The organism is Acinetobacter sp. PK01 (genome assembly GCF_022819285.1).
GTDB classification, from domain to species: domain Bacteria; phylum Pseudomonadota; class Gammaproteobacteria; order Pseudomonadales; family Moraxellaceae; genus Acinetobacter; species Acinetobacter tandoii.
The window spans coordinates 3,454,742-3,466,546 of sequence record NZ_CP094643.1 but is presented as its reverse complement, the minus strand read 5'-3'; the positions used below and the strand labels follow the sequence as shown (position 1 = coordinate 3,466,546).

Annotated in this window: 16 protein-coding genes; 9 read left to right on the top strand and 7 right to left on the bottom strand. The window is 41.7% G+C overall.

Annotation, left to right across the window (positions count from 1 at the left end):
* Positions 1-8 precede the first annotated feature (8 nt).
* Positions 9-743: a Bax inhibitor-1/YccA family protein gene (locus MP622_RS16475; protein WP_044739046.1), complete on the bottom strand. Its 735-nt coding sequence runs from the start codon at positions 741-743 to the stop codon at positions 9-11.
* Between the two features lie 170 nt (positions 744-913).
* Entirely contained in the window at positions 914-1,471 is a 558-nt protein-coding gene (gene orn, locus MP622_RS16470; protein ID WP_016166231.1) for an oligoribonuclease, read from the bottom strand.
* 124 nt (positions 1,472-1,595) lie between these two features.
* On the opposite strand from orn, the gene rsgA reads away from it, so the two are divergent.
* The 4 genes from rsgA to secB all read left to right on the top strand — a co-directional run bounded on the left by rsgA (position 1,596) and on the right by secB (position 3,926).
* On the top strand, positions 1,596-2,654 hold the full coding sequence (gene rsgA, locus MP622_RS16465) for a ribosome small subunit-dependent GTPase A (protein WP_044739047.1): 1,059 nt from the start codon (positions 1,596-1,598) through the stop codon (positions 2,652-2,654).
* 93 nt (positions 2,655-2,747) lie between these two features.
* Positions 2,748-3,155, top strand: a complete 408-nt coding sequence (locus tag MP622_RS16460) for a rhodanese-like domain-containing protein (protein WP_016166233.1) — start codon at positions 2,748-2,750, stop codon at positions 3,153-3,155.
* 18 nt (positions 3,156-3,173) lie between these two features.
* Entirely contained in the window at positions 3,174-3,428 is a 255-nt protein-coding gene (gene grxC, locus MP622_RS16455; RefSeq protein ID WP_016166234.1) for a glutaredoxin 3, read from the top strand.
* A gap of 39 nt (positions 3,429-3,467) precedes the next feature.
* On the top strand, positions 3,468-3,926 hold the full coding sequence (secB, locus tag MP622_RS16450) for a protein-export chaperone SecB (protein WP_016166235.1): 459 nt from the start codon (positions 3,468-3,470) through the stop codon (positions 3,924-3,926).
* 62 nt (positions 3,927-3,988) lie between these two features.
* On the opposite strand, the gene MP622_RS16445 is transcribed toward secB, so the two are convergent.
* The 4 genes from MP622_RS16445 to coaBC all read right to left on the bottom strand — a co-directional run bounded on the left by MP622_RS16445 (position 3,989) and on the right by coaBC (position 7,420).
* Positions 3,989-4,603: an alpha-ketoglutarate-dependent dioxygenase AlkB gene (locus tag MP622_RS16445; RefSeq protein WP_243791846.1), complete on the bottom strand. Its 615-nt coding sequence runs from the start codon at positions 4,601-4,603 to the stop codon at positions 3,989-3,991.
* Positions 4,604-5,458: a methylated-DNA--[protein]-cysteine S-methyltransferase gene (locus MP622_RS16440; protein ID WP_243791845.1), complete on the bottom strand. Its 855-nt coding sequence runs from the start codon at positions 5,456-5,458 to the stop codon at positions 4,604-4,606. It abuts the gene before it with no gap.
* A gap of 168 nt (positions 5,459-5,626) precedes the next feature.
* Positions 5,627-6,007 (bottom strand): cytochrome b562, encoded by a 381-nt coding sequence (locus tag MP622_RS16435; RefSeq protein ID WP_243791843.1) that lies wholly within the window; start codon positions 6,005-6,007, stop codon positions 5,627-5,629.
* 150 nt (positions 6,008-6,157) lie between these two features.
* A complete protein-coding gene (coaBC, locus tag MP622_RS16430; protein WP_016166239.1) occupies positions 6,158-7,420 on the bottom strand; it encodes a bifunctional phosphopantothenoylcysteine decarboxylase/phosphopantothenate--cysteine ligase CoaBC in 1,263 nt (420 codons plus the stop codon).
* A gap of 112 nt (positions 7,421-7,532) precedes the next feature.
* Between coaBC and radC the strand changes: the two genes are divergently transcribed.
* From radC to MP622_RS16415, 3 genes are all read left to right on the top strand, one after another.
* Entirely contained in the window at positions 7,533-8,225 is a 693-nt protein-coding gene (gene radC / locus MP622_RS16425; protein WP_044739051.1) for a DNA repair protein RadC, read from the top strand.
* A gap of 75 nt (positions 8,226-8,300) precedes the next feature.
* Entirely contained in the window at positions 8,301-9,212 is a 912-nt protein-coding gene (locus MP622_RS16420) for a bestrophin family protein (RefSeq protein ID WP_016166241.1), read from the top strand.
* A 90-nt stretch (positions 9,213-9,302) separates the two neighbouring features.
* Complete coding sequence (locus tag MP622_RS16415) at positions 9,303-9,926, top strand: glutathione S-transferase (protein ID WP_243791841.1); 624 nt, start codon at positions 9,303-9,305, stop codon at positions 9,924-9,926.
* 35 nt (positions 9,927-9,961) lie between these two features.
* Here the strand turns inward: MP622_RS16415 and MP622_RS16410 are convergent, their stop codons facing one another.
* The gene (locus MP622_RS16410) at positions 9,962-10,813 is read right to left on the bottom strand and encodes a PHP domain-containing protein (RefSeq protein WP_243791839.1); all 852 of its coding nucleotides are present in this window, start codon (positions 10,811-10,813) and stop codon (positions 9,962-9,964) included.
* A gap of 45 nt (positions 10,814-10,858) precedes the next feature.
* Here MP622_RS16410 and MP622_RS16405 point away from each other — a divergent pair, with 45 nt between their 5' ends.
* Both MP622_RS16405 and MP622_RS16400 read left to right on the top strand, forming a co-directional pair.
* The gene (locus tag MP622_RS16405; RefSeq protein WP_016166244.1) at positions 10,859-11,473 is read left to right on the top strand and encodes a septation protein IspZ; all 615 of its coding nucleotides are present in this window, start codon (positions 10,859-10,861) and stop codon (positions 11,471-11,473) included.
* A gap of 27 nt (positions 11,474-11,500) precedes the next feature.
* Positions 11,501-11,803 (top strand): YciI family protein, encoded by a 303-nt coding sequence (locus MP622_RS16400; protein ID WP_016166245.1) that lies wholly within the window; start codon positions 11,501-11,503, stop codon positions 11,801-11,803.
* Positions 11,804-11,805: the final 2 nt, after the last annotated feature.

The window sequence follows — 11,805 nt, the reverse complement described above, 5'->3', positions numbered from 1 at the left end:
CACATTAATTAGTCATCGCCTTGAATTAGACTCAATAAACGCATGAATGAGTAATACATCCATACCAAAGTGGCCAATAACGCAATGGCAGATAACCATTCCATTGACTTAGGTGCGTGTTGGGCTGCACTGCTTTCAATCAGATCAAAATCCAGAATTAAGTTTAAAGATGCAATCACAGCAACAAAAGCAGCGAAACCAATACCTAACCAGTTACTTTCAAAAATATACGGCACACTTGAACCAAACGCTAAACGCATGATCAGTTGCACCACAAACACGATGGCAATGGCAATGCTGGCAGAAAGAACAACCGATTTAAATTTTTCTGTAGCACGTACAATCTGCAAACGATATAAGGTAAACATCACCAAAGTTGTCACAAAGGTTGCCAATAATGCCTGCAACGGGACACCAGGAAATTTCAATTGGAAAATAACCGAAACGCCACCTAAAAAAGCACCTTCAAAAAATGCATAAGGAATGGCGAGAATTTTAGCGGTATCTGGTTTAAAGGTTGTAATGAGCGCCAAAATAAATCCACCAATAGCCCCCACAATTGCGGCGCTATAAGCAATAGAAATATTTAAGGTCATAAAGCTGTAAAAGAAAATACCTAAACCCAGCACCGCGGCAATTAAAGTCAACAATACGGACTTTTGAATCGCACCTTGAACGGTCATCGGTTGGCTGTAATCTGCGTAAACTTCTACGCGATTAAGTATTGGATTATTACTTTGCATATTTAAACTCTTTTTTATAATTTAAAATGAATAAAAACAAAAAATTGTACTTTACTTTAAATCTACTTAAAGCCGTACACCCTCGAGTTTGATGTAGAAAATATAACCTAAAAATATGACAGACTAAAATAAAAATGGGGTTGAACACCCCATTTTCAGCCAATATTGATTTAGTCTTTATTCATGATAAAGAAGTATTCACGATAATATTTCAACTCTGCAATCGAATCACGAATATCATCCATGGCCAAATGCGAGGCATTTTTCTTCAACCCACTCATAATTTCTGGACGCCAGCGTTTCGCCAACTCTTTCACTGAAGATACGTCCAAGTTACGATAATGGAAATACTGCTCCAATTCAGGCATTAAACGATGCAAGAAACGGCGGTCCTGACAAATTGAGTTACCACACATTGGTGAACTTTTTGGATTAACCCATTTTTTTAAGAACTCAATGGTTTGTTGCTCAGCATCTTGTGCCGTTAATTTACTACGACGCACGCGTTCAATTAGACCAGATTGGCCATGTTGACGGGTATTCCACTCATCCATAGCATTCAGGATTAAATCCGACTGATGTACAGCCAACACTGGACCTTCTGCCAAAATATTTAAATGGTCATCTGTCACAATCGTTGCAACTTCAATAATTTGGTCATTATCGGTATCTAGACCTGTCATTTCAAGGTCAATCCAAATGAGGCGAGTATCAGGCGTGCTGCTCATAAATGTGCAATCTTATTGGCTGTAAAAACATTTATAGTAGCAAATTAATACCCTGAATGCTGTAATTCATCCCCCGCTTCATGCTATTTTTGCCATCTTGAATTCATGGTTTTTTAGGATATGAATGGCTTTAATTCGTAAACGTCGCTTAACTGAACAGCAGCAGCGTCGTATTCAGAAACAGCAGAAAACACGTCAAGAAGAAATTGACACCTCAAATGATCTAGAAGGGTTGGTGGTTCAACACTACGGACGTCAGCTTGAGGTACAAGCCTTGTCGGTGCCAGACACGCATCCTGAAAAACCAAATGTGCTAGATGGTGAGCCTGAACCGTTTTGGAAACCGATTGAATTGGACAGTATTTGGCGTTGCCATACCCGTACCAATCTTGAGTTGCTGGTGACGGGTGATCGGGTTAAATGGCAAGCTGACCCGAATACGGGACTTGGGATTATTACGGCTATTCATCCACGTCGATCATTACTGACTCGTCCTGACCGCTACCATAAAGTGAAACCAGTGGCGGCCAATATCAGTTTAATTGTGATCGTGTTTTCACCTTTACCAGAACCTGCACCCACATTAATTGACCGTTATTTGGTGGCTTGTGCCGATGCCGATATTCCTGCCCTACTGGTATTGAATAAAACTGACTTACTCAAAGAAAATGATCCTATTTTGGACATGCTCAAAGAATATGAGAATTTGGGTTATGAAGTGATGCAATGCCAATCTACTGGTGATCTTAGTGCATTGGCCCAACGGCTTGAAGGTGAAACGGTGGCTTTTGTAGGACAGTCTGGGGTAGGAAAAAGCTCCTTGATTAATGCCATTGTTCCTGATGCGGCACAAAAGACCAACATTATTTCTGAAAACTCGGCTTTAGGTCAGCATACCACGACATCTACTCGTCTGATTCCTTTTGGTCAAAATGCATCGCTGATCGATTCACCTGGAATTCGTGAATTTGGCTTATGGCATCTCACCACAGAAAAAGTGCAACAAGGCTTCCCTGAAATTCAAAATCAGTTGGGTTATTGTCAGTTCCGTAACTGTACCCATAAACATGAAAAACAGTGTGCGTTGCGTTTAGCTGCAAGTAACGGTGAAATTTTACCCCGTCGTTTAGACAGTTTTTTACGTTTAATGGATGAAATTGCTGAAGCTCAGCAAAAAAATTAGACTTTCTGTCTGTCCTCCCCTTGAAGCGGTGATTTTGATCACCATATTTATGAGCTATACTCTAGACAATTTTGAATTGTAATTAGGTGATTTGTGGAACGTTGGTTGGAATTTATGGGGAATCACCCCTTCTTATTTGGAACACTTGGGGCATTAGTGGTGTTGTTCTTCGTTTTAGAAGGTCAGCGCAACGGTCGCAAAATCTCTCCACAATCTTTAGGTATTTTAGTGAAAGCAAAAAATGCCATGTTGATTGATTTACGTGATGCAAAAGACTTCCGTGAAGGTCATATCAGTGGCAGCCGTAACATTCCCTACAGCCAAATTGCAAGCCATGTTGAAGAGTTAAAAGCTGCGGAACGTCCATTGGTGTTTATTTGCAACCTTGGTCAAGTCGCAGGTACCGCTTTGCAACAGGTCGGTCATGCTGATAGCTATCGTTTAGATGGCGGCATTAGCAACTGGAAAGCGCAAGGCTTACCTTTGGTAAAAGCGAAATAATTGCTTAAGGAGACTCTAATGGCTGAAGTAACGATTTATTCTACAACTGTATGTCCTTACTGCGTTCGTGCGAAACAACTTCTTGAGCGTAAAGGCGTTGAATATAAAGAAATTAATTTATCCAATGAAGCGCCTGAAGTACGTGTAGAACTCATGCAACGCACGAATCACCGTACTGTTCCACAAATTTTTATTGGTGACCAATTTATTGGTGGGTTTGACCAGCTTTATGCTTTAGAGCGTGATGGGAAACTTGACGGATTATTGGCTTAACCATAAAGCATAGTTCAAATTTATATTAAGGATTTAAGAATGAGCGAAGAACAACAAGTTCAACCACAATTGGCACTCGAACGTATTTATACTAAAGACATTTCTTTTGAAGTTCCTGGTGCACAAGTTTTCACTAAAGAATGGCAGCCTGAACTCAATATCAACCTTTCTTCTTCTGCAGAAAAGATTGATCCAACCCATTTCGAAGTGTCTTTAAAAGTTGTTGTTCAAGCAAATAATGCGGGCGATACTGCATTTATCGTTGATGTTACTCAAGCAGGGATCTTCCTGATTGATGCAGTTGAAGAAGAACGCCTTCCATATATTTTAGGTGCATACTGCCCGAACATTTTGTTCCCATTCTTACGTGAAGCGGTGAACGATATGGTTACCAAAGGTAGCTTCCCTCAATTGCTATTAACACCAATCAACTTTGATGCTGAATTCGAAGCAAATATGCAACGTGCTCAAGCAGCTATGGCTGAAGGTCAAGCATAATTCCAGACTTTGCATAGCAAAATCATGGCATTATAAAAGGCTGAATATTCTATTCAGCTTTTTTATTGCGCTTCATTCATCATTCTGAAGGTTAGATTTACCCTCACATCAAGCACCTTCTTGGTCGGAGGTAACCGATGCAACCAATAACTTTGGGTTTCATCTTTCATGACCAATAAACTACCATGCGCCAACACCAACTCGACCTTTTCTTGAGTATGTTTATGCTTAAAAGCAAACTTTCGCTCGGCACCGAAACTTAAAGAAGCAATTGCAGCATGCTGTTTCAATTCCCGTTCGGCATCGCTATGCCATGCCATCCCTTCTTCACCAGAATGATATAAGTTTAATAAACAGGCATTAAACTTCTCCCCCGTTTTGGCTTCGACCAACGCTTTCAATGCCAACAACTCAGGTGTCCACGGCAACGCTTGTTTGGTGGTTTTGGAGTAGGTATAGGAAAAAGCCTGATCGGCATACCACGCGACTTTGCGTTTGGTCACAATGGTCTTGCCAAAAATCACCGCCAGATCATTTTGCCAAGCAATGCATTCTAATAGTCGATGTAAATACTGGTCTGCCAAAACAGTATTCATAATTTGACCGTAGTAATGTACACAGCCCTGATAGGGCAGTAAATTCAGGCTAGGATCAAATTCAACTGGAAATAATGACATTTAAAGCTCTGCTACATCGGCATAAAGCTGGGCACTTTCCCAACCAATCATCGCCATCTTGCGAGTTACTCCCCAATGATAATTGCCGAGCACACCTGATGCTTGAATGACCCGATGACACGGAATTAAAAAAGCCACAGGATTATGTGCCACGGCACTCCCCACCGCACGTGCTGCTTTGGGTTGGTCAATTTTTGCTGCCACATCACGGTAACTCGCCAATTGTCCCGCAGGAATTTTGAGCAAACTTTCCCAGACCTTTAATTGAAAGGCTGAGCCTTTTAAATGCAGTTTTACATGCTGTATGGAGTTTGGCTGTGCTGTCAACAAAGCCACTGCACGCTGCTGCATTTCATCCGACTGCTCAATATATTCAGCATGAGGAAACTTGGCTTTTAATTCTTTGAGGGCTTGCTCATTCTGTTCTACAAAAGCCAGTGCACAAACTCCTTTTTGTGTGGAGGCCACCAAAACGCGTCCGAATAACGTTTCTGCAAAACTATAAGAAATTTTTAATCCAGCCCCACCCTGTTTATATTCAGCGGGGGTCATCCCTTCAATTTGAATAAATAAATCATGTAAGCGACTACCACTGGATAATCCTGTTTCAAATGTCGCGTCTAAAAGTGAGTGAGATGATGTTGTGGTTAAAATCGATTTTGCATGTTCCACGCTGATATATTGCAAAAATTTCTTCGGACTGGTACCTGCCCATTCGCTAAATAACCGTTGAAAATATGCAGGACTTAAATGCACATGTGCTGCCACATCCTCCAGCGTCGGTTGATGCTGAAAATTTTGCTGAATATACTCAATCGCTTGAGCCACCCTCTGATAATGCTGTTGTGAAGACATATTCATTCATCCTTGCAGATTTCCTTTTCACTTTAGCAATTCTTCCTGTAGCTGAAAATCCGAATCATGCTCAATTCCAATAGCGACCCTAATGTATCAGACATAAAAAACTGCACCGATGAAGGTACAGTTTTAACAGCGAATAAACATGCTGATTCTAAATCAACATCAGTGGTGCATATAAGCCTTATGTCCTTGATCACGTAACTCGCCAATTTTTTTCCCTTGCTTTTTCGCTTCGTCTAGTTTCCCAGCTTGCGCGAGTGCTTTTGATTTATCAATTTCGACAATAATCTGGTCGAACAAAGCGCTTGAACTTGGCACTTTTTCAGCGGTATGTGCGGTCAATTTATATTGCTTAGCATGTACAGCAGCACCACGCATATTGTTTAAAGCAGCTGTCGCAGCTTGTGGGGTTGAGGCTTGGTTGAAGGCTTTATAATTTTTCCCAAGGGTTTTCATATAATCTTCTAAACCTGCTGCCATAACGGTATTGCTTAATAGCAAAGATGACAACATTACAACAGTGGCTAAAGTTTTTTTAATCATGATGATGTCCTATCAAAAACTGTGGCTATGGTTTATTTATCAGGGGTAAATATACAAAATGTTTATTTAAACACGCTGCTTTATTCTACTAAAGTAGCATACATAAAAAATGCAACGGATTCGTTGCATTTTGATAAAAATTTCACAGATCTATTTGGCTTTATGATGCTGTAATGCATCATGCATGGCTTCTACCAACTGTTGTGCGATCTCTTGTTTTGAGGCTTTTTCTAAATCACGTTTGTCCATGTCATATTGATTGGCAAAAAACACGGTCATGGCATTTTCATCCGACGCAAAACCGATATCAGCACGTGACACATCATTACAGGCAATCATATCCAGCTTTTTAGCGACCAGCTTGCCTGCTGCATATTCTTCCACGTTACGTGTTTCTGCGGCAAAGCCGACCATAAACGGACGCTTTTGTTGCTGTGCAATAGTCGCCACAATGTCTGGGTTTTTCACTAAAGCGACATTGAGCTCATCGCCCGATTTTTTAATTTTATGTTCAGCGACTTCAGCAACACGATAATCAGCGACTGCTGCTGTGGCTATGAAAATATCACAGCCTTCTTCCAACATTTGCATGCTGGTATTCAACATTTGAATCGCAGATGACACGTTCACACGGCGTACCCCATTTGGAGTATCTAAACTGACAGGACCTGCAATTAAAGTCACTTTTGCCCCAGCCGCATAACAGGCAGCTGCCAACGCAAAACCCATTTTGCCTGTACTGTGATTAGAAATATAACGCACAGGGTCTATTGCTTCACGGGTTGGACCTGCGGTAATCACCACATGTTTACTCGCCAATAGACCAAATTTTTCGGCAATGGCACGTTGTGCTTTATGGAAATACTCCGTGACTTGATAAGCCAAATCTTCTGGCTCAGGCATACGGCCTAAACCCACATCACCACATGCTTGTGAACCGGCTTCTGGCATAATCACATGCACGCCATCCTCAATCAACGTATTTAAATTACGCTGCGTGGCTTTGGCTGCCCACATCTGCTGATTCATGGCAGGCGCAACCCAAACTGGCGCTTTAGTCGCAAGATATAAAGTACTGAGTAAATCATCTGCCAAACCTGCGGCAAACTTGGCCAAGGTATCGCAACTGGCTGGTGCCACCAACAATAAATCTGCCCAACGCGCTAACTCAATATGTCCCATGCCTGCTTCAGCTTCTGGATCGAGTAATTCGGTATGTACAGGATTGCCAGACAAGGCTTGAAACGTCAGTGGTGTAATAAAGGCCTGCGCACCATGCGTCATCACGACACGAACATTAAATCCCTGATCTTTAAGTCGACGAACTAGGATGGCACTTTTATAGGCTGCAATTCCGCCTGTAACAGCCAAAATGATGTTTTTATTTGGAATTACACTTAAGTCAAAGCTCACAAACAGTATACCTTTCTGTTGCAGTGGCGCTCACAATAGCATTAAATATCCGCATACCCAAGTGATTGACTGGGGTAAAACTTGATAATAAACATGAAAAAGCTCAACAAAAATGAATCTATCGATCAAACATTGGCCCGAACAGGAGCGTCCTCGTGAACGCTTATTACAACAAGGGGCGAATAGCCTTTCAGATGCAGAACTCTTGGCCATTTTCCTACGTTCTGGTTCTCAACAACACTCAGCCGTAGAATTAGCCCGACTGCTGATACAGCATTTTGGTGGATTAGCCCCAATTCTAAATGCTGAACTTCCCCAACTCAGTCAGTTTCATGGCATTGGTGCCAGTAAATATTCACAACTCATGGCAGTCAAAGAATTGGGACGGCGTTATGTGGCACAACAATTACAACAACACAGTTTAGAAATTCAAAACTCCTCACAATTACTTGACTACCTACGCTTTGAACTCTTGGGAGAAACACAGGAAGTATTTGCCGTTCTGTGCCTAGACAGTCAATTACGCAAACTACATTTTAAAAAACTCTTCTTTGGCTCACTAAATAGTTGCACGGTCTCTCTAAATCAATTACTGCGTTATGCCTTGCAACAGCAAGCCAGCTCTATTGTCATTGCACATAATCACCCTTTGGGACATGCCCTGCCTTCAGCAGCGGATATTGCCTTAACCCAACAAATTACACAGGCCTGTAAACTGCTTGAAATACAATTGTTGGATCATTGTGTGATTGCTGCGACAGGTAGTTTTTCATTTGCTGAACAGGGCTTAATCAAGTCCACTTAAAGCCTTTCAGCAAATATTGACAAAAGCCAAACGACAGATGAAGATCAAGCAAAAATAAATGATGAATCCCACCCCATGATCGTGCGAGAACAACCCGACGTCTTTAAACTATTATTTTCATGGCGCGGAACAATCCTCCCAAAAGTTTTACCTCCTTTAGGCGTGGTTATGCTGATTTCCACCATTGTGGGTGGTGTATCGCACATGGGATATTTTCATTTTCCAGAACTGCCCTTGGTTGGCTTCACCTTAATTGGTGTTGTACTGTCTATTTTCCTTGGGTTTAAAAATACCGCTTGTTATGACCGCTGGTGGGAAGCGCGTAAACTTTGGGGCATGTTGATTGCCAATGCACGCCACTTTGACCGTAACTGTCGTATTCTTACACAGGCACGGCGCGAGCGAGTCATTCAGCATGTCATTGTCTTTGCCAACGTATTGCGTGACCGACTGCGCCATCAGACTGAGAACCCAACCGAACTGACTGAAACTACAGGCTTAAGCCCGCAAGCGTTGGCTCAACTGTATCAACAGGTCAACGCTCCGCAGTACACGCTCAGTCTGATTCAATGGGAACTAATGCAGGCCTTAAAAGAAGGTGAAATCTCAGACATTATTTATGCACAAATGAATGAACATGTGGCGGAAATGAGCTTGGTACAAACAGGCTGTGACCGAATTGCCACAACGCCATTACCTTTTGCTTATTCTGTATTGCTAAATCGTACCGTGTATTTTTTCTGTTTCATGCTCCCGTTTAGTTTAGGTGCAACTTTAGGACTGGCTACGCCATTACTGGTCGGTATCTTAGCCTATACCTTTTTGGGCTTAGATGCCTTAAGTTCAGAAATTGAAGAACCGTTTGGCACACAAAGTAATGATTTACCCCTAGATGCAATGGTACGTACCATAGAAATTGAATTACTTGGCACTTTAGGTAAGCCAACTCCACCACCAATCCAAGCACAGGATAACAATCTCTTATAAAACCAACCATTCAAAATCAACGGTCCTCTTTGTAGAACTAGAAAGACGAAATTAAACAAATATTTAAAAATCAAAAACAGGAGTCAGGCTGTGATTAAAATTTTAGGACGAACAGATTCCATCAATGTCAGAAAAGTCCTCTGGTTATGTGATGAGCTACATTTACCTTACCGACGTGAAGATTGGGGCCGTGGCTTTCGCTCCCCGAAAGAACAGGAATTTGTACAGTTAAATCCAAATGCCACGATTCCTGTACTCATCAATGAGGAACTGACGCTATGGCAATCTAATTCGATTATTCGTTACTTGGCGAATGCTTATGGTGGTTCAGCACTTTATCCGACAGAGCCGAAAACACGTGCACTTATTGATCAATGGATTGACTGGCAAGGGATTGAGCTCAATAACAGTTGGGTGTATGCCCTGATGCACATTATTCGAAACTCTCCTGAACATCAAGATCAGAAGGAAGTTGAAAAAAGTATTCAAGCGTGGAATAGCATGATGCTCATTTTAGAAAACCAACTCGCAAACAGTCAGGCGTATGTCGCGGGTCAGCAGTTTTCATTGGCAGATATTCCAATTGGGCTTTCTGTACAGCGTTGGTATTTAACACCATTTGAGAAACCTGACTGCCCACATGTAAAACGCTACTACGACCTTCTCAGTCAAAGAGAGCCTTACTTAAAATGGGGCAATAATGGTCAAAACTAGGACAGCATTTTTCCTTGGTCATTAAAATACCGAGGTTATTGAAACTGTTCCCAAATCCCCACTTGCCCTGCTTTCATGACAGGAACACGTCCTAGTTGAATCCACGGCATATTTTCACCATGAAAATCACTGCCAACCGATACTTTTAAACCCTGTTCCGCAATCATACGATCCACCATTTGACGCGTCGCAGGTGGATCAATTTGCGGTGGCAATTCCACAGCATCCCCACCAGACTGTGCAAACAATTCAATTAAATAACGAACATTGGTTGCCGATAAATCATATCGGGTGGGATGGGCCAAAACCGCAAAGCCACCACTGGCATGAATCACTTGTATGGTTTCTTCAAGTCCCAATCCATCAAACTTTACATAAGCCTTCTTGCCTTCTTTAATATATTTATCAAAAGCTTGTTGTACACGACTGACGATTCCCTTTTCTACCAAGGTTTTGGCAATATGTGTACGCGTGATACGATCTGCTTCACCATCAACTTTACTAAGTACATCGGCATAGATATCTTGACCAATCAGCGGTGTAAGCAAACGGCAAATCTGCTCTGCACGCTCGGCTCGAATCTGTTTTTGCTGTTCTAAAACCGCCAATAATGGCTCAGGATGCTGCATGTTCAGTGCAACAATATGTACGCTATAACTTTTTTTGGTGGCTGGACGCGACCATTGACTGGAAATTTCAACGCCAGAGATTAACTTCATGTCATAGCCATTTGCAATTTGTGCTGCCAAAGCTAGACCATCCATCGTATCGTGATCGGTCAATGCCAGCGTGTGGATGCCTTTTTCATGCGCGGCATGCACCAGTTGTTCTGGTGACAAAGTTCCATCAGAAATATTACTATGTGTATGTAAATCTACGCCAAGCATCACTTATACTAAGCCACTTTATTAAACAGATTCAGATACTCTAACATGAAAGCACTTTTAGACTTTGTGCCACTCATTATTTTCTTTTATTTATATAAGACGGTAGATCCAAAAGATACCCAGCATCCGTTACTCCAATTAATCGGTTCCGCAGGTGGTATAGACAATAATAATATTTTAGTGGCAACAACGGGCTTAATTCTTTCCATGCTGGTGGTGTATGGCGCATTGTTCATCATGCAAAAATTCCGTTTAGACAAACAACAATGGATTGTCTTGTTTATGACGGTGATTTTTGGTGGCATTACCTTGATGCTCAGTGATGACTTCTATATCCGCCTAAAAGCAGCCATTCTAAATATGGTCTTTGCTGGTGCTTTCTTGTTATCTCCGTATTTTAGCAAAGACCGTAGTCCGCTCATCAAACGCCTATTTGCCCCTATTTTCAATTTAGGTGAACTGGGCTGGAAAAGACTCAATTACGCTTGGGCAGGCATGTTTGCCGTCATGTCTGGCTTACATGTCTTTTTTGCTTTCTTATTTATGAACGGAAAATATTGGGGAGAATTTACCGCTTTTGGTGACATGCTGGTGATGTTTTCCTTTATCATTATCCAGTTTATTGTATTACGTAAACACTTCAAATCTTCTGAAGATTAATATTCGTTTCGCGCGCAGAGAATCATCATGCCATTATTTGTTGTGACTTGTACCGATCAAGACGGTACTGTAGAAAAACGCCTTGCGGTACGCCCTCAACATCTCGCACGTTTAGAGCAACTAGATGCTGAAGGTCGCTTAATTGTTGCAGGTGCGATGCCTAAAGATCCGAGCAATCCACAAGCAGGTTTTTATGGCAGCACCATCATTGTCGATTTTGACAGCCGTGAAGCACTCGATACTTGGCTACAAGATGAACCTTTCTTAAAAGAAGGCGTCTATGCTCAAATTGAGGTTAAACCTTTTAACAAAGCGTTTCCTAAAGGATAAAA

Bases quoted from the DNA above. Each gene is read 5' to 3' on its own strand.
- MP622_RS16475 (WP_044739046.1), bottom strand. From the start codon at position 743: ATGCAAAGTAATAATCCAATACTTAATCGCGTAGAAGTTTACGCAGAT.
- orn (WP_016166231.1), bottom strand. From the start codon at position 1,471: ATGAGCAGCACGCCTGATACTCGCCTCATTTGGATTGACCTTGAAATG.
- rsgA (WP_044739047.1), top strand. From the start codon at position 1,596: ATGGCTTTAATTCGTAAACGTCGCTTAACTGAACAGCAGCAGCGTCGT.
- grxC (WP_016166234.1), top strand. From the start codon at position 3,174: ATGGCTGAAGTAACGATTTATTCTACAACTGTATGTCCTTACTGCGTT.
- secB (WP_016166235.1), top strand. From the start codon at position 3,468: ATGAGCGAAGAACAACAAGTTCAACCACAATTGGCACTCGAACGTATT.
- MP622_RS16445 (WP_243791846.1), bottom strand. From the start codon at position 4,603: ATGTCATTATTTCCAGTTGAATTTGATCCTAGCCTGAATTTACTGCCC.
- MP622_RS16440 (WP_243791845.1), bottom strand. From the start codon at position 5,458: ATGTCTTCACAACAGCATTATCAGAGGGTGGCTCAAGCGATTGAGTAT.
- MP622_RS16435 (WP_243791843.1), bottom strand. From the start codon at position 6,007: ATGATTAAAAAAACTTTAGCCACTGTTGTAATGTTGTCATCTTTGCTA.
- radC (WP_044739051.1), top strand. From the start codon at position 7,533: ATGAATCTATCGATCAAACATTGGCCCGAACAGGAGCGTCCTCGTGAA.
- MP622_RS16420 (WP_016166241.1), top strand. From the start codon at position 8,301: ATGATCGTGCGAGAACAACCCGACGTCTTTAAACTATTATTTTCATGG.
- MP622_RS16410 (WP_243791839.1), bottom strand. From the start codon at position 10,813: ATGCTTGGCGTAGATTTACATACACATAGTAATATTTCTGATGGAACT.
- MP622_RS16405 (WP_016166244.1), top strand. From the start codon at position 10,859: ATGAAAGCACTTTTAGACTTTGTGCCACTCATTATTTTCTTTTATTTA.
- MP622_RS16400 (WP_016166245.1), top strand. From the start codon at position 11,501: ATGCCATTATTTGTTGTGACTTGTACCGATCAAGACGGTACTGTAGAA.